The 26,405-nt window shown below is 39.5% G+C and carries 21 protein-coding genes and 2 rRNA genes; 16 read left to right on the top strand and 7 right to left on the bottom strand.

The features are described from left to right. The 3 genes from rrf (DO88_RS01475) to glsB all read left to right on the top strand — a co-directional run bounded on the left by rrf (DO88_RS01475) (position 1) and on the right by glsB (position 1,916). Positions 1-115 (top strand): 5S ribosomal RNA (rrf, locus tag DO88_RS01475). Between the two features lie 62 nt (positions 116-177). Beyond that, a 5S ribosomal RNA gene (rrf, locus tag DO88_RS01480) occupies positions 178-292 on the top strand. Positions 293-992: 700 nt separating this feature from the next. After that, on the top strand, positions 993-1,916 hold the full coding sequence (gene glsB / locus DO88_RS01485; RefSeq protein WP_007378792.1) for a glutaminase B: 924 nt from the start codon (positions 993-995) through the stop codon (positions 1,914-1,916). Between the two features lie 37 nt (positions 1,917-1,953). Here glsB and DO88_RS01490 read toward each other — a convergent pair whose 3' ends face one another. Next, positions 1,954-3,258: an inosine/guanosine kinase gene (locus DO88_RS01490; protein ID WP_033023865.1), complete on the bottom strand. Its 1,305-nt coding sequence runs from the start codon at positions 3,256-3,258 to the stop codon at positions 1,954-1,956. A 178-nt stretch (positions 3,259-3,436) separates the two neighbouring features. Here DO88_RS01490 and tadA point away from each other — a divergent pair, with 178 nt between their 5' ends. Beyond that, a complete protein-coding gene (tadA, locus tag DO88_RS01495) occupies positions 3,437-3,943 on the top strand; it encodes a tRNA adenosine(34) deaminase TadA (RefSeq protein ID WP_007378794.1) in 507 nt (168 codons plus the stop codon). On the opposite strand, the gene DO88_RS18980 is transcribed toward tadA, so the two are convergent. Next, entirely contained in the window at positions 3,940-4,107 is a 168-nt protein-coding gene (locus DO88_RS18980) for a hypothetical protein (protein ID WP_007378795.1), read from the bottom strand. The two genes, tadA and DO88_RS18980, sit on opposite strands and share 4 nt — an antisense overlap. A gap of 163 nt (positions 4,108-4,270) precedes the next feature. Beyond that, positions 4,271-5,767 carry a membrane-bound lytic murein transglycosylase MltF gene (gene mltF / locus DO88_RS01500; RefSeq protein WP_033040915.1) on the bottom strand — a complete coding sequence of 499 codons (1,497 nt, stop codon included), beginning with the start codon at positions 5,765-5,767 and terminating at the stop codon, positions 4,271-4,273. A gap of 211 nt (positions 5,768-5,978) precedes the next feature. On the opposite strand from mltF, the gene purL reads away from it, so the two are divergent. From purL to DO88_RS01520, 4 genes are all read left to right on the top strand, one after another. After that, positions 5,979-9,869: a phosphoribosylformylglycinamidine synthase gene (gene purL / locus DO88_RS01505; RefSeq protein WP_033040918.1), complete on the top strand. Its 3,891-nt coding sequence runs from the start codon at positions 5,979-5,981 to the stop codon at positions 9,867-9,869. Positions 9,870-10,146: 277 nt separating this feature from the next. After that, positions 10,147-12,597 carry an intermembrane phospholipid transport protein YdbH family protein gene (locus DO88_RS01510; RefSeq protein WP_033040913.1) on the top strand — a complete coding sequence of 817 codons (2,451 nt, stop codon included), beginning with the start codon at positions 10,147-10,149 and terminating at the stop codon, positions 12,595-12,597. 2 nt (positions 12,598-12,599) lie between these two features. Further along, positions 12,600-12,797 (top strand): YnbE family lipoprotein, encoded by a 198-nt coding sequence (locus tag DO88_RS01515; protein WP_007378800.1) that lies wholly within the window; start codon positions 12,600-12,602, stop codon positions 12,795-12,797. 11 nt (positions 12,798-12,808) lie between these two features. Then, a complete protein-coding gene (locus DO88_RS01520) occupies positions 12,809-13,138 on the top strand; it encodes a YdbL family protein (RefSeq protein ID WP_002961068.1) in 330 nt (109 codons plus the stop codon). 48 nt (positions 13,139-13,186) lie between these two features. On the opposite strand, the gene DO88_RS01525 is transcribed toward DO88_RS01520, so the two are convergent. Then, entirely contained in the window at positions 13,187-13,735 is a 549-nt protein-coding gene (locus DO88_RS01525) for a DUF1415 domain-containing protein (RefSeq protein ID WP_024598958.1), read from the bottom strand. Next, positions 13,732-15,015, bottom strand: a complete 1,284-nt coding sequence (gene waaA, locus DO88_RS01530; RefSeq protein WP_033040911.1) for a lipid IV(A) 3-deoxy-D-manno-octulosonic acid transferase — start codon at positions 15,013-15,015, stop codon at positions 13,732-13,734. The genes DO88_RS01525 and waaA overlap by 4 nt, the downstream gene beginning before the upstream one ends. Before the next feature lie 182 nt (positions 15,016-15,197). Between waaA and DO88_RS01535 the strand changes: the two genes are divergently transcribed. Further along, positions 15,198-15,788 carry an SIS domain-containing protein gene (locus DO88_RS01535; protein ID WP_002961065.1) on the top strand — a complete coding sequence of 197 codons (591 nt, stop codon included), beginning with the start codon at positions 15,198-15,200 and terminating at the stop codon, positions 15,786-15,788. Then, the gene (hldE, locus tag DO88_RS01540; protein WP_033040908.1) at positions 15,788-17,227 is read left to right on the top strand and encodes a bifunctional D-glycero-beta-D-manno-heptose-7-phosphate kinase/D-glycero-beta-D-manno-heptose 1-phosphate adenylyltransferase HldE; all 1,440 of its coding nucleotides are present in this window, start codon (positions 15,788-15,790) and stop codon (positions 17,225-17,227) included. Before DO88_RS01535 ends, hldE begins: the two co-directional genes overlap by 1 nt. A 248-nt stretch (positions 17,228-17,475) precedes the next feature. Here hldE and DO88_RS01545 read toward each other — a convergent pair whose 3' ends face one another. After that, entirely contained in the window at positions 17,476-18,981 is a 1,506-nt protein-coding gene (locus DO88_RS01545) for a capsule assembly Wzi family protein (RefSeq protein ID WP_084166045.1), read from the bottom strand. Positions 18,982-19,192: 211 nt separating this feature from the next. Between DO88_RS01545 and DO88_RS01550 the strand changes: the two genes are divergently transcribed. Both DO88_RS01550 and DO88_RS01555 read left to right on the top strand, forming a co-directional pair. Further along, the gene (locus DO88_RS01550) at positions 19,193-20,263 is read left to right on the top strand and encodes a hypothetical protein (protein ID WP_033040905.1); all 1,071 of its coding nucleotides are present in this window, start codon (positions 19,193-19,195) and stop codon (positions 20,261-20,263) included. Continuing rightward, positions 20,263-21,348, top strand: coding sequence for a glycosyltransferase (locus DO88_RS01555; RefSeq protein WP_033040903.1), 1,086 nt, complete (start codon positions 20,263-20,265; stop codon positions 21,346-21,348). The genes DO88_RS01550 and DO88_RS01555 overlap by 1 nt, the downstream gene beginning before the upstream one ends. Before the next feature lie 16 nt (positions 21,349-21,364). Here DO88_RS01555 and DO88_RS01560 read toward each other — a convergent pair whose 3' ends face one another. Beyond that, on the bottom strand, positions 21,365-22,093 hold the full coding sequence (locus DO88_RS01560) for a 3-deoxy-D-manno-octulosonic acid kinase (protein WP_033040902.1): 729 nt from the start codon (positions 22,091-22,093) through the stop codon (positions 21,365-21,367). A gap of 122 nt (positions 22,094-22,215) precedes the next feature. Here DO88_RS01560 and DO88_RS01565 point away from each other — a divergent pair, with 122 nt between their 5' ends. The 4 genes from DO88_RS01565 (at position 22,216) to tdh (ending at position 26,276) form a co-directional block, all read left to right on the top strand. Further along, positions 22,216-23,274, top strand: coding sequence for a glycosyltransferase family 9 protein (locus DO88_RS01565; protein ID WP_033040900.1), 1,059 nt, complete (start codon positions 22,216-22,218; stop codon positions 23,272-23,274). Beyond that, positions 23,274-23,837 (top strand): D-glycero-beta-D-manno-heptose 1,7-bisphosphate 7-phosphatase, encoded by a 564-nt coding sequence (gmhB, locus tag DO88_RS01570; protein ID WP_033040898.1) that lies wholly within the window; start codon positions 23,274-23,276, stop codon positions 23,835-23,837. The genes DO88_RS01565 and gmhB overlap by 1 nt, the downstream gene beginning before the upstream one ends. 169 nt (positions 23,838-24,006) lie before the next feature. Then, positions 24,007-25,200 carry a glycine C-acetyltransferase gene (locus tag DO88_RS01575; RefSeq protein WP_033040897.1) on the top strand — a complete coding sequence of 398 codons (1,194 nt, stop codon included), beginning with the start codon at positions 24,007-24,009 and terminating at the stop codon, positions 25,198-25,200. 50 nt (positions 25,201-25,250) lie between these two features. Beyond that, positions 25,251-26,276, top strand: a complete 1,026-nt coding sequence (tdh, locus tag DO88_RS01580; RefSeq protein WP_002961053.1) for an L-threonine 3-dehydrogenase — start codon at positions 25,251-25,253, stop codon at positions 26,274-26,276. Positions 26,277-26,405: the final 129 nt, after the last annotated feature.

The raw sequence follows: 26,405 nt of genomic DNA, 5'->3' as shown, positions 1-26,405 counted from the left end.
CTTGGTGATAATAGCGTTTTGGACCCACCTGATCCCATGCCGAACTCAGTAGTGAAACGAAACAGCGCCGATGATAGTGTAGCATTTGCTATGTGAAAGTAGGACATTACCAGGCTTCAAATTCAGTCGAAGGACTTTAATCTTAATAATTAAAATAAGAAAATTGAAAAGAATTTGCTTGGTGACAATAGCGTTTTGGACCCACCTGACTCCATGCCGAACTCAGTAGTGAAACGAAACAGCGCCGATGATAGTGTAGCATTTGCTATGTGAAAGTAGGACATTACCAGGATTTAATTAAAAGAAACCCGTTACAGCAATGTGACGGGTTTTTTGCTTTTTGAAATTAGTAGAACTCTGCACACTAAGTGACGACAAGGTTAATAATCGTGTAGCATTTGCTATGTGGCTTTCCACCGCTGTGGCACTACGACATTACCAGGATTTAATTAAGAGAAACCCGTTACAGTAATGTGACGGGTTTTTTGCTTTTTGGAATTTTGTAAATAGTCCATGCCGAACTCAGTGGCGAAATAAAATAGTTCTAAGGCGAGTCCCACAGAAGGACGCCCCGGCACAAAGATAGTGTAGCATTTGCTATGTGCCTCTCCACAGCTGTGGCACTACGACATTACCAGGATTTAATTAAGAGAAACCCGTTACAGCAATGTGACGGTTTTTTTGCTTTTTGGAATTTTGTAAATAGTCCATGCCGAACTCAGTGGCGAAATAAAATAGTTCTAAGGCGAGCCCCGCAGAAGGACGCCCCGACACAAAGATAGTCTAGCATTTGCTATGTGACTCTCTACCGCTGTGGGCACTACGACATTACTAGGATTTAATTAAGAGAAACCCGTTACAGCAATGTGACGGGTTTTTTGCTTTTTAAAATTAAGAAAAACATCCCCCTTTAAATTCAACAACAAAACTAGTTGCGTCTATTCGCGCGTGCTAAAATCCAATTTTTATGAATGATGATATAGAGGTCTAGTTTGCCTACAGCTGATTATCAAAAGGTGCTTGATGAAATAGCACATGAAGTACGCCCTTTATTATCACAAGGAAAAGTAGCTGATTATATACCGGCCCTAGCAGAGGTCGATCCTGAGCAATTTTCTATTGCTATTTATACAACTGATGGTGAGACTGTGTGTGCGGGGGATTGTTCTCAACGTTTTACTATTCAATCAGTTTCTAAAGTTATGACACTTACTATGGCACTGCAACGTTATGGTGATGAGCTTTGGCATCGAGTTGGAAAGGAACCTTCAGGGACTGCCTTTAACTCGCTTACACAGCTTGAGTTTGAAAAAGGGATTCCTCGTAACCCTTTCATAAATGCAGGCGCAATTGTAACGTGTGATGCGTTGTACAGCCGCTTATCTGCACCAATGCACTCTATGCTCGAGACCTTTAGGTTGTTAGCTGGTAATAGAGGGATAGTGATTGATAAAAAAGTCGCTAATTCTGAGTATGAATTTAGGCATCGTAATGCTGCTATGGCACATTTAATGAAGTCGTTTGGTAATTTTGAAAATGAAGTCGATGATGTTTTATGGTCTTACTTTAACTTTTGTTCTATTGAGCTCAACTGTATTGAATTAGCCAAAGCTTATAATTTTTTAGCTAATAAAGGTGTTGATAATCGATCGGGCGATCGTGTTTTAAGTAGTCGTCAAAATAAGCAGCTAAATTCGCTTTTATTCACGAGTGGTTTATATGATGCTGCGGGGGATTTTGGTTACAGAGTAGGTATGCCAGGTAAGTCGGGAGTGTCAGGGACTATTTTAGCCGTGTTACCAAATAAGTTTACGGTAGCTGTTTATTCTCCAGGGCTTAATTCGTTTGGTAATTCGGTAGCAGGAATTGCGGCGCTGGAACTACTATCTAAAAAGCTCGATATTTCTATTTTTTAGGAAATCGAGAGGGAGCAATACTTGCTCCCACCGTTATTTACTGTTCCCAATAAACCTGTTCTAAGCAGTCTTCGCGTTCTGGTAAACCGCGAGATAAGCGAGGAGAGTGCTGAACTAACACTTCATAACTAGCTCGGTTAGCATATTTACTAATTTGCGATAGTGATGAGTAAGTAATAGCTTGTTGCTGATGCTTAGCAGAGTTTGCCACGTTAAGTTTATGATAAACATTTGCTGATAAGTCATGTAGTACAGCCGCTAAAGCACAATCGCCTGCACCATTGGTGTTTTTAATTGAGTCAGGTCCACCCATGAATGGGGCTGTATGGCTATATGCTCTGATAGGCTTATCACACTCGGTTTTACGCATAGCACGTGAAAATTCGTATCGATTAAAATCAGGTATTGCTCCTGGTAATAACGGGTATTCGGTTTCGCGCTTTAAACTTTCGTCAACGTAGCCGGCCATAAATAAGCCTTTTTCGCCAGCAGTACAAATTACCAAATCTACCCAATCAAGTGCTTTATCAGCAGCTAGGAGTGGGTCTTCAAAACCCGTAATAGCTAACCCTTCTTCTTCGTTCATAGCAAGAATATCAACATGCTTTTCAACAAAGTTTGCCCACCAGGTAGGGTCTTGCTCAATTAAGAACTTGGTACCGAGTGTAAGAACAACTGGCACACCTGCATCATTAGCGTATTTTACCGCTTGCATAGTCGCTTCAGTCATCGTTTCACTACCTTGCGTACGCATAAGATAGGCACTGATCACTAATGCTGATGAATTTTCAATAAGGTTTTTATCGATAGATTCAGGACGTAAGTGATTCATTAGGCCCGCACTTATTGCAAAAGTACGCTCACCGGTTTCATCAATTAATGTAAAACAACGACCTATAGGCCCATCTACTGGTTGAAGATAGTTTAAATCTACACGGCTTGAGGTATTACATAAAAAGCGGTAAGCATAGCTACCTATTTTTATATTTTCGCTCATTACGCCTAATAAAACTGAGCGATCATCTGCAAGTACAGAGTAGTTGTGCATAGTGTTACCAATGGTCCCACCGGCAAACTCAAAATCAACCATATCGTTTAATTTTAAACGATCGTATAAGGCGTTTGTTATGTCGCTATCAATAACTTGCGACATACCTCTACGTAGTTGAAATTCGTCAAGGAAAGCTTGATCAACTTTTGCCTCTATATCAACAACGATCTGATCGATACCCGTAATATAACTACGTTGTAATCGCTCTGTTGCGTTAAGTTGATTGGTAAGTGGATCTTTGGCTTCCACTGGAAAATAATGTTTATGCCTGCGGCGTCCAGGAAATTTCATTTGCTACCCGTGTTGTGAGCTAAATAAAAAAAGCGTGAGATTATAGCGTAAATCAGCACGAGTGAGCCATTACAAACGGGTAAATATTGTTTTATTTTTGCAATAAAGTAATGAATGACGCACTTTAGAGTGCTAACTAGGTATAATCACAGCATAAAAAGTTATTTAAGTAGAAAGAATGAACGAGCCATTTGATGATTCCTACTGGATGGAGCAAGCGCTTTTGTATGCAAAGCAGGCAGAGTTGCTTGATGAAATCCCTGTAGGAGCGATTGTAGTAAAAGATAACCAGCTAATTTCAGTAGGGTACAACCGTTCAATAACCGATAACGACCCATCTGCCCATGCCGAAATGATCGCAGTACGAGAAGCCGGAAAAGTGCTTAACAACTATCGTTTAATAGATTGTACACTGTACGTAACATTAGAGCCTTGTTCTATGTGTGCAGGAATGTTGGTGCATAGCAGAATAAAGCGTTTAGTATTTGGTGCAGCCGACGAAAAAACAGGGTCTGCTGGTTCAATTATGAACTTATTACAAGAACCGAGGTTAAACCATCAAGTTGAAGTGTGTGGTGGTGTTTTAGCACAGCAGTGTGGCAATACTATTTCAGATTTTTTTAAACGTAGAAGAGCACAAATTAAAGCAGCTAAAAAAGCTGCTCGTGATGCGACTAATCTTTAATTAGTCGCAGGGGATATTTCTGACTCTACCATTTGCTGCATAGCAAACATTCGGCGACGCCAGATAATCTTTTTGTGCAGTTTGCGCAACATAACACGACGACGTGTGGCCGTTGAATAAATTACATTACGTTTTAATCTTTGTGTGCGTCTACGTTTTAGCATGTTTTCTCCTAATGCAAGAGTGAGAAAGGCACGAGGTATATCTTATAAATTAATGATATACAATTAACACACATTAGTGATCATTTGATGACAAGTAAACAGATATTTAATTTACTTAAATTTCGCTTATAGATATGGTCAAAAATAAACACCTAAATTAATCTTAGTTATTTTTTTCACTTGACTGCTCGGGCTCAATTATAGGTAGTTGCTTTTGTATTTGAGCTTCACTTGCCTCAATTTTTATCTCACTTGTTACGTTTAGCTCGATTACAGTGCTTAGCTCTACGATTGATTCAGGTTTTTCTGTAATAGCATTATTTTCATCTAGCCAAACAAGTGCATCGTAATAGCGACGAATATTATCAACATATTTAACCGCTACATCGCCACGCGCATAACCATAGCGGGTTTTACGGTAATAGCGCTTTTTAATTAACAGTGGTAAGCGTTTTTTTACATCAGCCCATTTATCAGGGCTTGCGCCTTGCTGTTCGGTAATTATACGTGCGTCATTAACGTGTCCCCAACCTACATTGTAGGCCGCTAATGCAAGCCATGTTCTATCGGGTTGCGGGATTCTGTCGGGAATACGCTTAATAAGCTTACTTAAATACTTACCGCCACCGCGAATGTTTTGCTCTGGCTCTAATCGGTTAGTAACACCCACTTGTTTTGCTGTACTGCGGGTTAACATCATAATACCGCGAACGCCTGTTGGCGATTTAGCGCGAGGATTCCACATAGATTCTTGATAACTAAGCGCTGCTAGTAAACGCCAATCAAGACTACCTGCATATTGTTCAAACCACGGTTGGTATGTTGGTAGAGTTTCTTTTATCGCTTCTATATAAGCTAGGGTATTTACATAGTTAAATTGGCGTACATGCCCAAAGTATTTTTCTTCGAGTACGTAAAGTTGATTACTTTGTTTTATATCACCAAAAAAAGGTACAAGTAGAGCATATAAAGAGTCGTCTTTAGATTTGTTGAGTATCCATGCGATTGGGTCGTTATGGGTAACTGAAAAGCCAATACTTAAATTAGGGTGATACCGACGAAACAGCGACAAGGTATGTGTATCGGCAAGGGTGTAATCTATCTCACCATCAATAACTGCTTGAAGTAACTCTTCTTCGTCAAACTCTTCGCTTTCGGTCCAAGTGAGTTCAGGATTGTTTTTTTTCATTTTTTGTAAAGTAAGCGAATGACTACTTTTAGCTATAACGGTAAAGTTACCACCTAAATCATCAAAATCACGTGGGCGAACGCGCCCTTGTTTATAAACTAACTTTTGGCTAATTGTGCGATAAGTTGGGCCATAGCGATATTGCTCTGCACGGGTTTTATTGTAGGTAAGTCCTGAGGCAATTAAGTCTAAATCCCCCTTTTCAAGGCGTTCAAACATGTCAGATAAGTTAAAGAAAGGGACTATTTCAAGCTCTACACCTAAATAATCAGCAAAGGCTTGAGATAACTCATATTCAAAACCTTGCTCTCCTTGTACTGCTTGATAATAATTACTGGCACTCGCAAGCGTACCCACACGTATTTTGTTTTGCTCTTTTATTTGGGCGAGTTGAGTTGGCTGTTCTTGCATATCACATGCGCACAACAGCATAACTAAAGTAATGATTATTATTAGTTTTTCTTTGAACATTGAGTGCCCCTTAAACTCGCCAGCCACCGTTATAGCAAAACTAAGCCATCACGTCACTTTACCTTTTATTTTATTAACCAAAAGAGGCTATAAATAAAGCTAAAAAGTTAATTTTATGAAAAGCGTAATTTTGAGTTAAATCTGAATGCTAATTGGACTATAATGCGTGCCTAAAATATCGTTCAATCCCTAACCCCGGATGAAATTATCTATGTTGATCCTTCGTGGTGCACCAGCACTTTCAGAGTTCAGAGTTAATAAAATTTTAGCGCGTTGCCAACAATCGCAACTTCCAATCACTAACGTATATGCCGAGTATACTCACTTTGCCGATTTAACATCGCCGTTGAGTAGCGCTGAGCAAACCAAGCTTGAAAAACTATTAACTTACGGTCCAACCATTGCTGAGCATACCCCAGCTGGCAAACTTGTACTTGTTACACCTCGCCCAGGTACCATCTCACCTTGGGCATCTAAAGCTACCGACATCGCCCACAACTGTGGTTTAAAGCAGGTTCACCGTGTTGAACGCGGTATTGCTTATTATGTTGAAGGTGATTTAAACGCAGAACAACTTGCACAAGTAACTGCGTTATTGCACGACCGCATGACTGAAGCCACACACAGTGAGCTTGAAGATGCGGCTCAGCTGTTTCGCAGTGATGCCCCGCGCCAAAAGTCGTCTGTTGATATTTTAGGTGGCGGACGCGAAGCATTAGCAATAGCCAATGTTGAGCAAGGTTTTGCCCTTGCTGATGACGAAATAGATTACTTGGTAGAAAACTTTATAAAGTTAGGACGTAACCCTAACGACATCGAATTGTTTATGTTTGCACAAGCAAACTCAGAGCATTGTCGCCATAAAATATTTAATGCTGACTGGACAATCGATGGAAAAGAGCAGCCAAAATCGCTGTTTAAAATGATTAAAAATACGTTTGAGTTAAATCCTGAAAATGTATTGTCGGCGTATAAAGATAACGCGGCAGTAATGAAAGGCTCAAAAGCGGGTCGCTTCTTCCCAAATGCGCAAGGTGAATATGCGTATCATCAAGAAGACATTGAAATACTAATGAAAGTTGAAACGCATAACCACCCAACAGCTATCGCGCCATTCTCTGGTGCGGCTACAGGCTCTGGTGGTGAGATTCGCGATGAAGGCGCAACTGGTCGTGGCTCTAAGCCAAAAGCAGGCTTAGTTGGCTTTACTGTATCAAATTTACGTATTCCAGGTTACGAGCAACCGTGGGAAAGCGATTTTGGTAAGCCGGGTCGTATTGTAAACGCACTTGATATAATGACAGAAGGTCCACTAGGTGGCGCTGCATTTAATAATGAGTTTGGTCGTCCTAACTTGTTAGGCTACTTCCGTACTTACGAAGAAAAAGTAACAAGCCATAACGGTGAAGAAGTACGTGGTTACCATAAACCAATTATGCTTGCCGGTGGTTTAGGTAATATTCGCTCTGATCATGTTCAAAAAGGTGATATTCCTGTAGGCGCTAAATTAATTGCGCTAGGCGGGCCTGCAATGAACATTGGTTTAGGCGGTGGTGCTGCATCAAGTATGGCCTCAGGTCAGTCAAACGAAGATTTAGACTTTGCTTCAGTACAGCGCGAAAACCCAGAAATGGAACGTCGTTGCCAAGAAGTTATCGATAAATGTTGGCAGCTAGGCGATGAAAACCCAATCGCGTTTATCCATGATGTAGGTGCCGGCGGTTTATCTAACGCGTTTCCTGAGCTTGTTAATGATGGCGGACGTGGTGGTAAGTTCCAATTACGTAGCATCCCTAACGATGAGCCAGGCATGGCACCACACGAAATTTGGTGTAATGAATCACAAGAGCGTTATGTACTCGCTGTTGGCGTAGAGGACTTTGACCGCTTTGAAGCAATTTGTAAGCGCGAACGTGCCCAGTACGCTGTTATTGGTGAAGCAACAGCTGAACCTCACTTAACAGTGTCAGACAGCCACTTTGAAAATAACCCTGTTGATTTGCCGCTGGACGTATTATTAGGTAAAGCACCTAAAATGCACCGCGATGTAACGTCAAAGCAAGTTGTTGGCAAAGCGCTTGATATCACATCAATAAATGCAGCAGATGCAGCGCAGCGCTTAATGCGTTTACCAACCATTGCAGAAAAAACATTCTTAATAACAATCGGCGATCGCTCAGTTACGGGTTTAGTAGCGCGCGACCAAATGGTTGGTCCTTGGCAAGTACCTGTTGCTAACTGTGCTGTAACTGCGGCAACGTATGATACTTACCACGGTGAAGCTATGTCACTCGGTGAGCGTACTCCGGCTGCATTACTTAATTACGGTGCATCTGCTCGTTTAGCTGTGGCAGAGTCGTTAACTAATATTGCCTGTGCAAATATTGGTAGCCTTGAAAACATTAAGTTATCGGCAAACTGGATGGCAGCAGCGGGTCACCCAGGTGAAGATGCTGGTTTATATGAAGCTGTTAAAGCCGTAGGCGAACAGCTTTGTCCTGCGCTTGGTTTAACTATTCCAGTGGGTAAAGATTCTATGTCGATGAAAACGACATGGAAAGATGAAGGTGACTCACAAGAGAAGTCAGTAACATCGCCGCTTTCACTGGTTATAACTGCGTTTGGTCGTGTTGACGACGTACGTAAAACAGTAACTCCACAACTGCGCACAGATAAAGGCGATACATCGCTTATATTAGTTGATTTAGGTGCGGGTAAAAACCGCATGGGCGCATCAAGCCTTGCACAAGTTTATAAGCAATTAGGTGATGTAACCCCTGATGTTGATAGCCCTGAGTTATTAAAAGGCTTCTATAACGCAATGCAAGCACTTGTGGCTGATAGTAAGTTACTTGCTTATCATGACCGCTCAGATGGTGGTTTATTTACCACAGTAGCTGAAATGGCGTTTACGGGTCATACCGGTGTAACGGTTGATTTAGCAGCTTTAACAGGTTCAGACATTGAAGCGCTTTATAACGAAGAGCTAGGTGCGGTAATTCAAGTTGCAAATGCTGATTTAGATGCAGTAAATGCGGTGTTTGAACAACATGGTATAGCTGCAATTAGCCACAGCATTGGCACGCTTAACAGTGACGATACGATTATATTTAACCGTGGCGAAAATACGGTACTTAATCATACGCGTACTGAGCTTCGTACTATTTGGGCTGAAACAACGTATCAAATGCAAGCACGCCGTGACAACCCTGAGTGTGCTAAGCAAGAGTTTGATGCTAAGTTTGATGCAAAAGATCCAGGCTTAAACGTAAAACTTAACTTTGATTTAAACGAAGATATAGCTGCACCATACATTGCAACCGGTGCTAAACCGCAAATGGCTATTTTACGTGAGCAGGGTGTTAACTCTCATTTAGAAATGGCGGCAGCGTTTAATCGCGCAGGTTTTGCAGCCGTTGATGTACACATGAGCGATATTTTAGAAGGTCGTTTAACACTAGAGCAATTTAAAGGTTTAGTGGCATGTGGTGGTTTCTCATACGGTGACGTACTTGGTGCGGGTGAAGGTTGGGCTAAGTCTATTTTGTTTAACGACATGGCACGCGATCAGTTCCAAAACTTTTTCCACCGTGAAGATACCTTTAGCTTAGGTGTATGTAACGGTTGCCAAATGTTATCAACGTTAAAAGATTTGATCCCTGGTACTGAACATTGGCCGCGCTTTGTAACTAATAAATCAGAGCGTTTTGAAGCACGCTTTAGTTTAGTAGAAATACAAGAGAATCCGTCTGTGTTCTTTAATGGAATGGCTGGTTCGCGTATGCCTATAGCGGTTTCTCATGGTGAAGGCCATGCTGAGTTTGCAAACGATGCAGCCACTAAAGCGGCGCTTAATAGCGGCACTGTAGCGGTTAAGTTTGTAGATAACTACGGTAACCCTACAACGCAGTACCCAGCTAACCCTAATGGTTCTCCAGAAGGTATTACAGGTATTACGTCAATAGATGGTCGTGCCACTGTAATGATGCCGCATCCAGAACGCGTATTCAGAAGCGTTGCCAACTCTTGGCATCCTGATGAGTGGATCGAGGATAGCCCGTGGATGCGTATGTTCCGTAACGCACGTAAAAACGTAGGTTAATTATATTTACGTTTATACAAGTTAGATTCATAATCTTACTGTAAAATTAAAAAGGCTGCATTGTGCAGCCTTTTTTGATTATACCAATCTGCTTATATATGGGGTCTATTTAACGTTAAGAAAATTACGCTAGAACTAGGCAAAAGTTTTTGTATCTAGTTGTTCTAAATAAAAAACTTTTAACGACGTTATAGTGCAATTTAATTCGTTAAATTGATCAAAGATTTATGCAGGTTGGTATTAGTATAGCTAAAAGCACAAAGCATTTAAGGATAGTATGTTTAAGCGAATTGGTTTAATTGTTGGAGCTGTATTACTAAGTACCTTGCTGCTTGGTTATGTATTTCGTTTACCTTTATTACAGTGGGTTATAGCACCTGAGCTCGAAAAAGCGGGTGTAACATTAAACTGCCTTGATTTTTCAATCACGTCTAGCTTAAATATTCATGCTGATAGAGTGTGTTTAAATTATCAAAATCAACAATTACAACTTACTGGTATTACTGCAAATACAAAGCGTGTAGATATTGAAAATGCAGTGCTAACAGTTAATCCACTCCCTGAAAGTGATAATGCTAATCAGCTTGCTAAAAATCTCGATTTGGCACTTCCCTTAAATCGCCCATTAATCAATATTAAACAGCTTGTAGTAAAAAGTGATGAGCTCAATAAGCCACTTAAAATAAGCATATCAGAACCCGAACTAAATAAATTTAATGTCTCAGGTGATATAAACGCGAGTGCAATTTTGACTGCTAATAAAGTAAGTGGTCAGTTTGAAATTAATGACACTTTTTTAAAGCACGTTATAAACACTAAAAATACATTAATAGCAGATTTTAACTTTAATACTCAGCAAGCATTTAGCTTTGATGGTATAGAACTTGAGTTAAATGGCGATATTAGATCCCAGTTTGCTCACACGTATGAGCAGTGCAAAGTTAACGTATTAACCACTGGTAAATTGGCGACGCGTTTTAATTTAAATAGCCAAGCGTTAATATTTAATACCGATTTGCTTAATAACAAAATTAATTTAACACCAAGCTGTGCTGAGTTAATTCCACCAAGTGAATATGCAGGCTTTATTAGCAAACAAGTGCCTTTAAATTGGCAACTAAAACTCCCTCAATCAATTAGCTTAGAGGCTAGTGAGTTGAGTGTACCTGTAATTAATTTGGTAAGCGTGGGCGATAAGCAATTTGATATTTTAATAACAGATACAACACTAAATATTAAATCTCCATTAGAAGACTTACAGACAACTTTATCAGCTCAAATAAATACACCTGATATAAATAATATTAACGTTAATGCTCAGATATCTAGCGCTGCAATTAAAGGCGATTACGCCGTTATGCTTGAAGGCTTGCCTGAGTTTGCACCTGCAACAGCGAATGGGCTTAGCCTTAGTGGTCACTTTAATATAAGTGAGTTTATAGACTCAAAACCAATTGGGCTTATAAATGCTAAATTAACGCTTAATAGTGTAGATGCGTTTGATATAAGAGCAGTGCAATACCAAGGTGATTTAACAGCAAAAATGGATAAACAGTTAAACGCAGAAGTAGCGTTAACTCAGCAATTAAAAAGCGCAGAATATAAAGAATTTAAAGTCACAGATATAAGTAACACATTAACAGCAAATGCTAATTTAGGCGTAGGTGAGTTATTTGCGGATCTAACAGCAAAAACGAATATAAAGGCTGTTAATAGCCCCGACATAAAACTTAATAATATAAAAATAGAGTCTACGGGCTTGCAAAGCCGTGCACTAAAAGCCACGCATCACGCATTTATAAACGATGTTGAGTTAGTTATAAATCATCATGTGTCGTCGCAAGCTCATCCGTTTGAAGTGGTTATTCCTGAACAAAGTACTCTGCCGTTAAATGCATTTATTAGGCAATTTGAGCCACTTGCACAGCTAACTAAGGGCGAATTTAATGGCTATATTAGTGGCGATATAAACTTACAAGGTGCATCGTTCAATATGGGGATTAGTCATGTAAGTGCACTGTATAACGATTACCTTGCGAGTGATTTAAGCAGTACATTTAGCGGGGAATATAATTCAGGTAAGCTTAATGTAAAACCAACTACCTTTAACTTAAATGAGTTTAGGGCGGGTGCCGTAGTTAAAGTGATTGAAGGTCAATGGCAAGTGAGTAGTAATACCGCGCTTATAAATGATGTAAGAGGAAGTGTGTTTGGTGGCGAGTTTTCGTTAGATCGCTACACAGTAGGGAAGCCAAACCAAGTTGCTAATGTTAAGTTTGAAAACATTGATGCAAGTAAACTTGTTACACTCGACGATAAGTCGGGCATTGTATTAACGGGACGCTTGGCGGGGTCTTTACCGGTTCACTTTGATAGTGGAAAAATTGAAATAATTGACGGTAGCTTATTTAGCCAAGGAACAGGTAATTTAAAAATTACCAATAATGCCGCTTTTGATTCAGTAATGCAGCAACAGCAAGAGTTACAACCTGTGTTAGGGCTATTAACTAATTTAGATATTCAAAAACTTAATAGCAGTGTGGCACTAAAAAATGATGGTTGGTTAAAACTAGGGGTTAATTTGCAAGGCTATAATAAAGCAGAGCAGCAGCAGGTTAACTTTAATTATAACCACGAAGAAAACGTATTTACACTTTTGCGTGCACTGCGTTTAAGTGACGAAATCACACAAAAAGTTGAGCAACAATACTCACAAAAAGGAAACTAATAATGAGACAGTCGTTATTGATAAAAGTATTGCTCGCGCTGAGTGCTATTAGTGCATTAAGTGCCTGCACGCATCGTGTTGAGGTGTCTGCTAAAGAGCCCATTACTATTAATTTAAATGTGAAGGTCGATCACGAAATTCGCGTAAAAGTAGATAAAGAACTCGACAATTTATTTAGTGACGACAGTGAGTTATTTTAAGGAGCTAGAACATGAATACGAAGAAAAAATTAAACATTATTACGTTAGTTAGTGCAGTATGTATGTCGTTCTCTGCGTGGGCTATTAGCCTTGATGACGCTAAAAACCAAGGTCTAGTAGGTGAAGATAGCTCTGGTTATTTAGGGCTTGTTGTACAAAACGCAGAAGCAAAAGCCGTTGTTGATGATATAAATGCAAAGCGTAAAGCGCAGTACTTAAAGTTGGCTAAAAAGAATAACTTGTCACTTTCACAAGTAGAAGCGCTTGCTGCCGCTAAAACAATTGAAAAAACCCAAAGTGGTCATTACGTTGAAGTAAATGGTAACTGGGTTAAAAAATAAGCGTTTGTTATTGTCTTGTTTTGCACAAACCAAAATAAAACCGAGCATTTAAGCGCTCGGTTTTTTACAGCCTTCAAGTAACTGCTGCCAAAAATCAATCCCCTTACGCCTTGCTAAATTTATATTATGCTCAGGAATAGATTCAGGCTCGTTATAACTATCAAGTGCTTCGCTCATACTTGCTTCGCGGATTAAGTGCAATGTAGGAAAGGGCGCTCTATTTGTGTAGTTTGCGGCATCGGTTTCATCACTGTCAGCAAATACGTAGTCAGGATGAAAATTAGCGATTTGATACTTACCTTCAAAGCCTTGCGCGACTAAAAGTGCATTAGCTAAATCGACCAAGTCTAAAAAGTCTTCAAAGTCACTAAAGCCGTTGTCAAACATGATAAGGGTTGTTTCGCGCTCTGGTTCACGGTCAAGCTCAACACATTGCTCAAGCATATCCATTACAGCATCATCCATACTTGCTGCTGGACTTACTATGTAATGAATACAGTTGTTTTCTACTTCTTTTCGAGCAAACGGGCAAAAGTTATATTTAACAATAACAGATGATACCCATTCGCGGGTTTGGCTTATAGCTATGTTGGTCACGGTTTTGGCTCTAAATATTGATTAATAATGGTAAGTGTTTTTTGTATAGCACCTTGGTTTTTAGTTACGCATTGCGCAGCTTTAATACCTAAGGTTTGGCACGCTTTTGTGTTTTGGCTAAACGTTATAAGCTGCTTTGCGAGTTCGTCGTTACTATCAACCACTACAGCACCTTTGAGCTTTGTTAGCTCGGGATAAACATGGTCAAAATTGTATGTGTGTGGACCTGTTATTACACCTACCGAAAACGCTGCTGATTCCAGTGGGTTATGCCCACCTCTGCGAATTAAGCTGCCACCAATAAAGCTCACATTTGCAGCGCCATATAAACACTGTAATTCACCAAGCGTATCAGCAAGAAGTACTTGCTCATTATTATAGTTATTTTGGCTACGACGGCTAAAGCTAAGTGGGCTTTGCGTTAAAAGCTCTGCCACTTTGTCAAATTGCTCTGGATGGCGCGGGGCAATTATAAGTAATGCGTTCGGTTGTTTTTTTAGTAACTCTTGATGGGCTGAAAGTACCAGCTCATGCTCAACAGGATGTGTTGAGCCTGCCACCCACACAAAGCGTTCATTACTACTATAAAGCTGTTTAAGGTTGAGTACTTTAGCTAGTTGCTCTTCACTTGGTGTTATATCAAATTTTATTGAGCCTGTTACATGGCTTTTTGAAGCTTCAAGACCAAGTTTAATAAAGCGTTTAGCATCTGTTTTATTGTGACTCGCAAGTACCGTAATTGAGCGCATAATAATATGCGTTAATTTAGCGACCTTTTGATAGCCCTGCTGCGACTTTTCAGAGAGTCTTGCATTGATGACAAGTACTGGTATGTTTTTTTTGTGGCTTATCGCCATTAAATTAGGCCATAGCTCGGTTTCTAAGATACATAATGCTTGTGGCTTTATACGCTTTAAAAATCGAGCCGTCGCAAACGGAAAATCGATTGGTAAATAGCTACACGCTACAGTATTTTTAAACTGGCTAAGTATTTGCTCTCTGCCTGTTGGAGTATTACAGGTTATAAGTATATTTAAGTTTGGATGCGCTTTTTGCAAAGCTTTAATAAGTGGCGTTGCGGCAAGTACCTCACCAACAGAAGCACAATGAAAAACTAAAGGTTTAGTTTTAACCGTAAATAAAGACTTACTGACAAACCCAAAGCGCTCTTTAAAGTGTGCACGATAGCCTTGGTTTTTTTTACCTCGTAAAATATAGAGATAAAATACAATCAGTGGACTAATAATAATTAATGCAAATGAGTAAAAAATGCGTGCCATACTGATCTTTCTTAAAGGGAGGTGGCGTTAGTTTACCGTGAAATAGCCGTTTTCTAAACATACTCGTAATAAAATATGGTCTGGGTTCAGTTATAACCCGATAAAATACACACAATTAAATAAAATTATGGAATAATGAATTTAATTTTTCCTGCCATTTCAGTTCCAAGAGGAATTTTTTCATGTCAATTATCGATTCAGTGGCAACTAGCTACGTTGAAACATTAAACCGTCATCAGGCATTATTTGAAACGATGGAGGCTTATCATCAAGAATCTATGCAACTGTTAGAAGCATGCCACAGTGCATTACAAGCTGGTGGCAAGATTGTTTGGTTTGGTAATGGTGGTAGTGCAGCAGATGCACAGCATTTAGCAGCAGAATTTGTAGTGCGTTACAAATTAGAGCGTGGTCCGCTTGCCTCAATGGCATTGACCACCGACACTTCTATTTTAACAGCACACAGCAACGATTATCACTTTGATACGGTGTTTGAGCGCCAAGTTCAAGCGTTATGTAAGCCAGAAGATTTAGTTATTGGTTTAACCACATCAGGTACTAGTAATAATATTAATTTAGCATTAGAAGCTGCAAATAAACTAGGCGCTTTTACTGTGGCATTAACTGGGCGTGATGGCGGTAAAGTAAAAGATATTGCTAAGTTACCTATTATTATAAAAAATGACGAAACAGCACGTATCCAAGAAGCTCACATGTTTATAGGTCACTGGTTATGTGAAGCCATGGATATGGTTGTTGCGGAGCAGCAGTAATGGATTTATCGTTATTAAAAAACTTATCAGCGGCACGAATATTAGTTGTTGGCGACGTAATGCTAGACCGTTATTGGTATGGTGATACAGGTCGAATTTCGCCTGAAGCGCCAGTACCTGTTGTTAAAGTAAGTAAATTTGAAGACAAAGCGGGCGGCGCAGCTAACGTTGCAAAAAATATAGCGCGGTTAGATGCAAAAGTTGGCTTACTGGGCTTAATTGGTGAAGACGAAAGCGGGCAGATTTTAGAGACTATTCTAAAAGGTGAAAAAATAAGTTCACAATTAGTCAGTGTATGTGATTTACCGACTATTTCAAAAATGCGTGTTATTAGCCGCCACCAACAACTGGTTCGCCTTGATTTAGAGGAAACATTTACCGAGCAACATAGCCAACTTTTATTAAACCGCTTAGAGTTGGTACTTGATGAATACGATTTTATTGTGTTCTCTGATTACAGCAAAGGATCTTTAAGCTTAATTAAAGAGATGGTAAGCCTTGCTAAGGGCGCCGGAAAAACGGTTTTAATCGACCCTAAATCGCCAGATTTACATTTATATGAAGGTGCTGATTACATTACGCCTAATTTACATGAGTTTAAGTTAGCGGGTGGTCAAACCGATTCAGAAGAAGCTTTAGCAGCAAGTGCGCGTGATTTAATTAGCAAAAATGGCATTAAAGCCATGTTGCTTACGCGTTCTGAGCAAGGTATGTCGCTTATTAGTGCAGATGAAAAGTTTGATTTTGCAGCACAAGAGCTTGAAGTAAGCGATGTGACTGGGGCCGGTGATACGGTTATAGCTACATTAGCCGTTATGCTTGGTGCGGGCATGGAACCTAAAGATGCAGTCGAAATTGCTAATTTAGCCGCAGGTATAGCGGTTAGTAAATTTGGTGCAGCGACTGTCTCGCCAGAAGAGTTAAGTCGTAAGCTTGGTCAGTATTTACATGCTACTGGTGAGCATTACCAAACACCATTTGATGATGTACTTCAGCATATTGAATTTGCAAAACAAAACGGCGAAAAAATTGTATTTACTAATGGCTGCTTTGATATTTTACATGCTGGGCATGTGCGTTATTTAGCACAAGCTAAAGCACGAGGCGATAGACTCGTTGTTGGATTAAATAACGATGAATCTATTACGCGTTTAAAAGGGGCCGATCGTCCTATTAACCCACTAGATGAGCGTGCAATGGTACTTAGCGCACTTTCATCAGTTGATTGGGTTATTCCGTTTGGCAGTTTAGATGAAAACGATACTCCCGCTAAATTAATTGAGCAAATAAGCCCTGATATTTTAGTTAAGGGTGGCGACTACACCGTAGAGCAAATAGCGGGTGCTGAGCATGTACTTCGCCATGGCGGAAAAGTTGAAGTGCTTGAATTTTTAGATGGGTGCTCAACATCAAAAGTAATTAGTAAAATTAAACAGTAATACCAATTTTATTAAAAACATGAGCATTCTAGCGTATTAAATAACTCACTAACTACGTTAAAAATTATTTATATAGAACAACTATGTATCATAATTTTAGCCTTGTTATTGAGCTATTTTCTTATCGCTATAATAGAACAATAATTTAATGCAATTGGTATAATTACTGATTTAAGTTTGCTTAAAAAATACAAAAAAGGGATGAAAACAGTGTTTTCATCCCTTTTTATTTTTAATAAAGTAACTTACTAAAAATTTAATTCGTACTTGGCAAATGCTGATGTATCGTTTTCAGCACCGTCATTGTTAGATGCAAAAGCACCTAAAGTGACGCGGCCGCCCATAGAAAGCATTCTGTAACGCATTTCTAGCTGCTTAGAGTCAAACCCTATTTTAGTAATGGTGTTACCTAAGTCAGGATTATTTGGGTAACTATCTCGGTTATCGCTATTGTAATCAACACTGCGCAATTTTACCTGCCAATCGTCTCCATTAGATAACTGACCTAATAGGGTTAAAACAACTGACTGTGCATCGTTATCATAAGTAGAGCCAATAGTGCGACCGTGGTAACGGTAACCCGATTTATAGGTACTGTGTTCGTAATAGCAGTTTTCAGAAATTGAGTCAGCTTGACATGAAACACCTGTATCTATGTACTCTACATTTATTAATAAGTTTTGATCATATACATGTTGTGTTGTCTGTACACCAAATAAGTAGGCTCTATCAGCAGGTTTAAATTGCGAACTGGCATCTTCTCCAATCGTACTGGCATATACAGCATAAGGTTGGTTGAAAAGTGTATCTGACCAGCGAATATCTATGCCAGCTAATTGATTACCTATTTTTGATTCTAATTGGCTATCACAACTAACATTGCCATCAATACAAGTAGTTTGCCCTGTGATTACATCAATAAAGTCACCAGCAGATCCTGGTTGTCCGTCACCTGCCCATTGTGCAGACCAACTAAGCGCAACTTCTAACTGCTGAATAGGGCGAAAATTAACACGAGTACTCCACAGTAAAGCATCAGGTATAACACGCGTAGACTCAAGTTTAGCCATTTGTGCAGTAAAGCTCCATTGACCAATCCAGCTCAACCATGGTGTCTCAAAAGCAGTACTTTTTTCTCTGGTAACACTTAGTGCAGGTAAAGGTTTCGCATTACCTGACATAATTAAGCTGTTATCAACACCAGGTCCCCAAAATTGTTCAACAGCACCGGCTCTAAAAATCCAGTTACCTAAACGGTAAGCTAAGTAACTATTATCAAGTGAGGTATCGTTACAATCGGTTAAAGCTTGCTCGTTGGTAACTATATCGTCAGTCGTTTTTCCATCAACTAAACATTTTTTACCGTCTTTTCTATAATTTACAGCTACTTTAGCTGCAAAGTTATCGCCTAAATAAGCGTAAGCTGCAGAAAGCTCTGTTTCTTGAGTATTTGTTGCACCAAAGCTTGTTGCTATGATTGGATCTGTGGCTGCAAAAGCTGATAATTGAAGACTATGTGAGCTATTATTTTCTGATTTATATCGATGTTTAACGCGAAGTAAAGCATCTTGTAAGCTTGGAGATAATTGCTCCAGCGGCATACTTTCCACATCGCTTATAAAACTTTTCCACATAAGCGGATAGGTAGTTACAGGAGCTAAAATAACACCGGCATCAGCTAATTGTTGAATATCAGCTCTTAGACCATAATCATCGGGTTTTACCCATGGCTCAGCATTAACTGATGCGCTCATAGCGCAAAAAAGAGTAGAAAGTAGAAAAATTCTGTTTCGCAAAGTTCAGATCCTTGTGATTAAGATTGCGGCTAAGTTTATCAATCTAAGTCTGCTATTGCAGTAAATAATCAAATATATAGAGTTAATTTAATATATTAAAATGTAACCTGTCTATCGTAATAAGTATCTGATTGATATACTGGAGCTCAAATAGGACATTGAGAATGCAATGAGCAACAAACGACTTTTATTTATTCCAGTATCATCACCAGAAGGCATTGGTGAATATATGCGCTCGTTGTTGTTGGCTCAAAGTTTAAAGGCAGAACTTGCAGATTCTCTCGATATTCACTTTATATTAAATAAGCATACAAGCTACGCAAAAGATTGTCCTTTTGAAGCCACACTACTCGAACACTCAGCGACTAAAGAGCTTGATTTTGTTTGCGACTTTATAGAGCAATTTAAACCTGATGTCGTTGTTTTTGATTGTGCAGGACGTGCAGGGCATATGAAGGCGGCTAAAAAGGTAGGCGCTAAAGTTATATTCATTTCTCAGCATGCAAAAAAACGTGCTAAAGGCTTAAAACTTAACAGAATTAATTTAATTGATACACATTGGGTTGTACAGCCTGATTATTGTATTGAGCCACTTACATGGGCTGAAAGTACGAAGTTAGACATGTTTCCCTTGGCACATCCTCGAAATGTAGGTCCTTTTGTTACATTTGCCTCTTGCGCGCAAAAACGTGATGTTTTAAATCGCTATAACTTAGTATCGGAAGGCTATTTTATTGTAAATGCTGGCTCAGGCGGACATGTATTAAATAACCTTAATTGCGCTGATGTTTACTTTAAAGCCGCGCTTAAAATTACTAAGCACACTGGTTTAAAAGCAGTTGTTGTGTTTGGTCCCAATTATAAGAAAGCCATTCCTGAAAGTGATGAGGTTACTTGTTTAGCAAGTCTGCAAAGTACTGATTTTTTGGCATTAATGAGCCAAGCTAAAATCGCATTACTTAGCGGTGGAGATACTTTACTGCAAGCAATTGCAGTTCAAACCCCCGTTGTGGCATGTGCTATCTCAAAAGATCAAAATACACGTTTGGATCATTGTGTTAATGCAGGTGTTGTCATAAAAGCAAATCTTGATATTGATGAAATCACTACGAAAATAGCTCAGGTTATTAGCGAGCCTTTCTATAATGAATTCGTTGCTAAATATAACCAACTTGATAATACACATAGCTTCGATGTGATCACTAATGGCATAAAAAATATGCTTATAGGGGATCGCTAATGAATATAGTGATTGTAATTGATTCCTTAGTGGGTGGTGGTGCTGAAAAAGTAATGCTTACCCTTGCTGAGGAAATGGCCAAGTTACAGCACAGAATCACTATTTTGTCTCTTGCTAACTCTATTGAATATAATATCCCTGAAGTACTTAACGTGGAGAGTTTATTCGCACATAGGGCATCAAAAGTAGATCGATTTTGGCAGCGTAAAAATAGCATTTTAACACTACAAACTTGGTTTGAAAAAAAACAAAGCGAGCTGGGCAATATTGATTTAGTGCTTTCTAATCTTGATAAAAGTAATAACTTGCTCGCGCGTAGTAATATCAAAAATGTTCATTTTGTTATTCACAACTCAGTTAATGCAGAACTTGCACGTCAAAAAAAGTTAGGTCCATTTTCATACTTATATCTTAAAAAAAGTAAGCAAAATTTAAATGGTAAATCACTTATTTGCGTATCAAAGGGTGTTGAAAAAGAAATAATACAAGGGGATTTAATTAACCCAAGTGCAATTGCGACTATTTACAACCCGTTCGATTTTGAAAAAATAAGACAGCAAGCAAATGAGCAAAATAACAATATCCCAAATGAGCCCTACTTAATTCATGTAGGAAGACTCGCCAAACAAAAACGCCACGATATATTATTTGCAGCATTTGCAAAGCTTGATAAAAAATACAAGTTAGTACTTTTATGTAATAAACCGGCTAAAGCGCTAAAGCTTGCACAGGAATACGGCATAGAAAAACAGTTAGTAGTGCCAGGATTTCAACAAAACCCGTACAACTGGATTAAGCATGCCAAAGCTTTAGTGTTGAGTTCTGATTTTGAAGGACTTCCAACGGTATTAATTGAGGCTTTAGCGGTGGGTACTCCGGTAGTTAGTACTAATTGTACATTTGGACCAAGCGAGATATTAACAGGCGAGCTAAGTAAATATTTAGTACCTGCTGGACAAAGTGAGGCATTAGCCAATGCCGTTAAGCAGGTGCTAGCAGATAAGCCAAATGTAGAAAACGCAGATATTCTAAAACAAGTACAAGCAGAGCAGGTTGCTCTGCAGTATTTAGCATTGGCTAACTAAGTTAACTTATATTAGGTTAACTTATATTAGCGAGTGCTTTGAGGTAGTTGCTATGCAGAGTTTGCCAGTTACTCGCGTGCCAATTAAATGACTCGTTTCGACCTTGTTCTTTTAAAAATGAGCGCTCAAGTCGTTCCATATTACTTTGTTGCCACTGCACATTAGGCATTTTTATTTCACCTCTATCAAAGTCGATAATATACACATCACCAGTAGCATCAAACAAAATGTTATTAATGTTTAAATCGGCGTGATACACACCTTTTGAATGAAATAGCGCGATTGTTCTAGCTATGCCCTCTAACTCATCTTCAGTCAATGAGCGTTCAATTAATATGTCGAGTACACTTTTAGCGCCTTTAACAGCCTCGGTAATAATATCACCGCGGTAAATTAATCCGCTGCGGGTTACTTTAGCTGCAATAGGGGTTGGTACGTTTAAACCAAGCTCTATAAGTTTACTCATTAAGCTAAACTCTTTATACACACGGGTTTGTTCAAGCCCTGGGTATAAATATTGATCGCTTAGCAATTTAACTACTAAGCCACCGCGCCAATAATGCCTAAGTACGGCTGTTAATTCGTCTTGCTTAAAAAACCACGCAGTTGCTCGGCCCTTTTTAGCGCCCACAATTTTATTTTGTTGTTGCCAATAATTTGCATCAAACCAATCGAGGGTAATTTGGCTCGTGTATTTAGGGTGGCTTAATACAGTGTGATTGCCTTGCACGTGTTGTTTAAACATAGCTCTGCGTAATTGCTAAATAATGTGCCTATATTAGCGCGTTTTAAAGCTGAGGATAAGTGCTTGCAATAGCGTGATTATAATTTAAGATCGGCTTTTGTATTTAATACCTAAGGGAATGTGTGACTCAAGCTCCTAACTATTCATCTATTTGTTTATTAAGACTCTCAGCCATTGGTGACGTATGTCATGGTGTGAGTGCTGTACAAGCCATTCAAAAAGCACACCCAAATGCAAAAATCACCTGGGTTATTGGTAAAATAGAAGCGATGTTACTTGCCGACTTACCGGGTGTTGAGCTGGTGGTATTTGATAAAAAACAAGGTAAAGCAGCACTTAAAAGCTTAAAGCAACGCTTTAAAGGCCAACAGTTTGATGTACTACTTAACATGCAAGTTGCATTAAGGGCTGGGTTTGTAGCGCGTTGTATTCCTGCAAAAGTAAAAATAGGGTTTGATTGGGCGCGTTCAAAAGAATTGCACAGCTTGTTTATTAATAAACGAATAGCCCCAGAAGCTCAGGCGCATGTGCTTGAAGGCTTTAAAGGTTTTGCAAAAGCGGTTGGTGTAGCTGATTATAAACCGAGTTGGGACATGCCATATACAGAGCAAGACCAAGCGGTTGCAGATGAGTTACTAACATCAGAATACCTAACTAATAAACTATTTGTAATATCGCCAGCAGCTAGTAAAGCGCAGCGTAATTGGCTCGCTGAACGTTATGCCACATTGGCTGATTATGCAAGCGAGCAAGGCTTTAAGGTGGTATTGACGGGTGGCCCAACAGAGCTTGAAATTAACCTAGCAAATAGCATTATTGAGCATAGCAACACGCCTATTTTAAATTTAGTAGGTAAAACAAAACTCAAAGAGTTGTTGTGCGTGTTAAAGCGTGGCAGCTTAGTGCTTGCGCCCGATACGGGTCCTGCGCATATGGCGGTGACAGTTGGTACGCCCGTTATAGGTTTGTATGCACATTCAAATCCAGCACGCACAGGTCCTTACTTATATCAAGACTACGTGGTAGAGGTTTATCATCAAAATTTGCTTAAGCAAACTGGTAAAACGGCAAAACAAGTCTCGTGGGGGACGCGCGTTAAAGGCGATGATTTAATGAGCCAAATTACAGTTGATGATGTAAAAGCGATGTTTGATCATGTTGTACAAAAAGAGTCTTTGTAATGTATACACAACAAAAAAATAAAGCGCTTTTTTTAGACCGAGATGGCGTGGTAAATGTTGATCATGGTTATGTGTATCAAAGCGATAAATTTGAATTTATTGACGGTGTTTTTAGCTCTTGTAAAACATTTTACGATGCAGGCTATAAAATCATAATCGTCACTAATCAATCTGGAATTGGTCGAGGTTATTACAGCGAAGCTGATTTTTTAGCACTGACCGAGTGGATGAAAGACCAATTTAGTGCCCACAGCATTGAAGTTACCGATGTGTATTTTTGCCCGCATCACCCTAAAAAAGCGCGCCCTGAATATTTGAAAGAGTGCAGTTGCAGAAAGCCTGCGCCAGGTATGTTATTACAAGGCATACAAGAGCATAACATCGACCCTGCTTGCAGTATTATGGTGGGCGATAAACTCAGTGATATGCAGGCTGCGAAAAAAGCGGGCATCACTACACGCGTTTTAGTGCGTTCAGGGCAAAGCTTTGACGAAAGCGCTAAGCAAGAAGCTGATTTAATTATCGATTCTATAAGCAGTTTACCTGCACTTTTAAACACATAAATAAACTAAACAGATTAGCCTGTAAACTGGCAGGAATTCCTTCCAGTTTAGGGCGTTTGCGACGAACTGCAAACCGTGCATTTTACCCATTAAACTTTTACAATACCCCGCATAATAAACAGCCGCGAAAGTGCGGTTGTTTACCCGTTCAAATAGATGGAGAACCTAGATGAGAGCATCTGCTTTTTTTAGCCAGTTACAACAGCAAATTGAAGACGTAAAAACCGAAGGTTTGTATAAAAACGAACGTATTATTAAGTCCCAGCAGCAAGCTCAAATTGAAGTTGCATCAGGTAAAGTAATCAACTTTTGTGCTAATAACTACTTAGGTTTAGCTAATAGCCCAGAGTTAATTGAAGCGGCGCAAAATGGTTTAAATAATCATGGTTTTGGTGTGGCTTCAGTACGTTTTATTTGTGGCACTCAAGATATTCATAAAACACTAGAGCAAAAAATCAGTGCGTTTTTAGAAACAGAGGATACTATTTTATATTCTTCATGTTTTGACGCAAATACAGGTTTGTTTGAAACTATTTTAGGCGCAGAAGACGCTATTATTTCTGATTCATTAAATCATGCATCAATTATCGACGGTGTACGTTTATGTAAAGCTAAGCGTTTTCGTTATGCAAATAACGACATGGCTGATCTTGAGAAGCAACTTATTGCAGCAGATGAAGCCGGCGTTAAAACTAAACTAATTGCTACCGATGGCGTGTTTTCTATGGACGGCGTTATTTGTAATTTAGAAGCTGTGTGCGACTTAGCTGATAAATATGATGCGCTTGTGATGGTTGATGACTCTCACGCAGTTGGCTTTGTTGGCGAAAACGGTAAGGGTACACCTGAGTACTGTAATGTATTAGACCGTGTAGATATTATCACCGGTACATTAGGTAAAGCGCTGGGCGGTGCTTCAGGTGGTTATACATCAGGTAAAAAAGAAATTGTTGAATGGTTACGTCAGCGCTCACGACCTTATTTGTTCTCAAACTCATTAGCGCCTTCAATTGTTACTGCATCAATTAAAGTACTTGAAATGCTTGAAAATGGCGGCGAGCTGCGCGCTAAACTTTGGTCAAATGCTAAATATTTCCGTGAGCAAATGGAAGCTGCTGGTTTTACGTGTGCAGGTAAAGATCATGCAATTATCCCTGTAATGCTAGGAGATGCCAAAGTAGCCTCGTTAATGGCTGATAAGCTACTTGCTGAGGGCATTTACGTAACCGGTTTTTCATTCCCTGTAGTACCAAAAGGGCAAGCCCGCATTCGTACACAAATTTCAGCGGCGCATAGCATTGAACAACTCGATACAGCTATCGATGCATTTACCCGTATTGGTAAAGAAATGGGCGTTATTTAATTTTATTTTAAACCGAAGCCTCGCTTCGGTTTTTTAGTTGAGTGTGGATTATGAAAGCATTATCTAAATTAAAAGCAGAACCGGGCATTTGGATGACAGATGCACCAAAGCCAGAAGTGGGTCATAACGACTTACTGATTAAAATTCGCAAAACAGCTATTTGTGGTACCGACGTACATATTTACAAGTGGGACGAATGGGCAAGTAAAACCATTCCAACGCCTATGGTTGTTGGTCATGAATATGTTGGTGAAGTCGTTGATATGGGCCAGGAAGTTCGTGGCTTTAAAGTAGGTGACCGCGTATCGGGTGAAGGTCATATTACGTGTGGGCATTGTCGTAACTGTCGTGCAGGGCGTGTACATTTATGCCGTAATACAACGGGTGTAGGTGTAAACCGTGAAGGTGCGTTTGCCGAATATTTAGTTATTCCTGCATTTAACGCATTTAAAATTCCAGATAATATTTCTGACGAACTCGCTTCTATTTTCGACCCATTTGGTAACGCAGTTCATACCGCACTATCGTTTGACTTAGTTGGCGAAGATGTACTTATTACTGGTGCAGGCCCAATTGGTATTATGGCAGCAGCCGTTGCAAAACATGTTGGTGCTCGCCACGTTGTAATTACCGACGTAAACGAATACCGCCTAGATTTAGCACGTAAAATGGGGGCTTCACGCGCTGTAAACGTTGCCAATGAAAAGCTTGAAGATGTAATGAAAGAGCTAGGTATGACAGAGGGTTTTGATATTGGCCTTGAAATGTCAGGTGTGCCAAGCGCGTTTAATTCAATGCTTAATAATATGAACCACGGCGGTAAAATTGCCATGCTAGGTATTCCACCATCTGATATGGCAGTTGACTGGAACCAAGTTATTTTTAAAGGTTTAGTGATTAAAGGTATTTACGGTCGCGAAATGTTCGAAACGTGGTACAAAATGGCAAGTTTGATTCAATCTGGCCTAGATTTAAACCCAATCATTACACATCAATATTCTGTGGATGACTTCCAAGCTGGCTTTGATATGATGATTTCAGGTCAGTCAGGTAAAGTAATTTTAAACTGGGATTAGTTCCTAACTAAATTACAAGAAGGGCGGCTCTAGGGCCTGTTGACCTTTCAGGATTAAAATTTGTTCAATTTAGGGGCTATTTAATCGCGGCGCGAGGTTTGTGACCTAGTGGGCTAAGTAAAAACCGAG

Origin of the sequence: Pseudoalteromonas sp. S3431 (assembly GCF_000690035.1) — a bacterium.
GTDB lineage: Bacteria > Pseudomonadota > Gammaproteobacteria > Enterobacterales > Alteromonadaceae > Pseudoalteromonas > Pseudoalteromonas fuliginea.
The sequence above is the reverse complement of the archived record's forward strand: the minus strand, read 5'-3'. Positions and strand labels throughout refer to the sequence as shown.

What these genes read in the sequence shown, in the direction of transcription:
- DO88_RS01490 (WP_033023865.1), bottom strand. Translation starts at nt 3,258, where the DNA reads ATGAAATTTCCTGGACGCCGCAGGCATAAACATTATTTTCCAGTGGAA.
- tadA (WP_007378794.1), top strand. Translation starts at nt 3,437, where the DNA reads ATGAACGAGCCATTTGATGATTCCTACTGGATGGAGCAAGCGCTTTTG.
- DO88_RS18980 (WP_007378795.1), bottom strand. Translation starts at nt 4,107, where the DNA reads ATGCTAAAACGTAGACGCACACAAAGATTAAAACGTAATGTAATTTAT.
- mltF (WP_033040915.1), bottom strand. Translation starts at nt 5,767, where the DNA reads ATGTTCAAAGAAAAACTAATAATAATCATTACTTTAGTTATGCTGTTG.
- purL (WP_033040918.1), top strand. Translation starts at nt 5,979, where the DNA reads ATGTTGATCCTTCGTGGTGCACCAGCACTTTCAGAGTTCAGAGTTAAT.
- DO88_RS01510 (WP_033040913.1), top strand. Translation starts at nt 10,147, where the DNA reads ATGTTTAAGCGAATTGGTTTAATTGTTGGAGCTGTATTACTAAGTACC.
- DO88_RS01515 (WP_007378800.1), top strand. Translation starts at nt 12,600, where the DNA reads ATGAGACAGTCGTTATTGATAAAAGTATTGCTCGCGCTGAGTGCTATT.
- DO88_RS01520 (WP_002961068.1), top strand. Translation starts at nt 12,809, where the DNA reads ATGAATACGAAGAAAAAATTAAACATTATTACGTTAGTTAGTGCAGTA.
- waaA (WP_033040911.1), bottom strand. Translation starts at nt 15,015, where the DNA reads ATGGCACGCATTTTTTACTCATTTGCATTAATTATTATTAGTCCACTG.
- DO88_RS01535 (WP_002961065.1), top strand. Translation starts at nt 15,198, where the DNA reads ATGTCAATTATCGATTCAGTGGCAACTAGCTACGTTGAAACATTAAAC.
- hldE (WP_033040908.1), top strand. Translation starts at nt 15,788, where the DNA reads ATGGATTTATCGTTATTAAAAAACTTATCAGCGGCACGAATATTAGTT.
- DO88_RS01545 (WP_084166045.1), bottom strand. Translation starts at nt 18,981, where the DNA reads ATGAGCGCATCAGTTAATGCTGAGCCATGGGTAAAACCCGATGATTAT.
- DO88_RS01550 (WP_033040905.1), top strand. Translation starts at nt 19,193, where the DNA reads ATGAGCAACAAACGACTTTTATTTATTCCAGTATCATCACCAGAAGGC.
- DO88_RS01555 (WP_033040903.1), top strand. Translation starts at nt 20,263, where the DNA reads ATGAATATAGTGATTGTAATTGATTCCTTAGTGGGTGGTGGTGCTGAA.
- DO88_RS01560 (WP_033040902.1), bottom strand. Translation starts at nt 22,093, where the DNA reads ATGTTTAAACAACACGTGCAAGGCAATCACACTGTATTAAGCCACCCT.
- gmhB (WP_033040898.1), top strand. Translation starts at nt 23,274, where the DNA reads ATGTATACACAACAAAAAAATAAAGCGCTTTTTTTAGACCGAGATGGC.
- DO88_RS01575 (WP_033040897.1), top strand. Translation starts at nt 24,007, where the DNA reads ATGAGAGCATCTGCTTTTTTTAGCCAGTTACAACAGCAAATTGAAGAC.
- tdh (WP_002961053.1), top strand. Translation starts at nt 25,251, where the DNA reads ATGAAAGCATTATCTAAATTAAAAGCAGAACCGGGCATTTGGATGACA.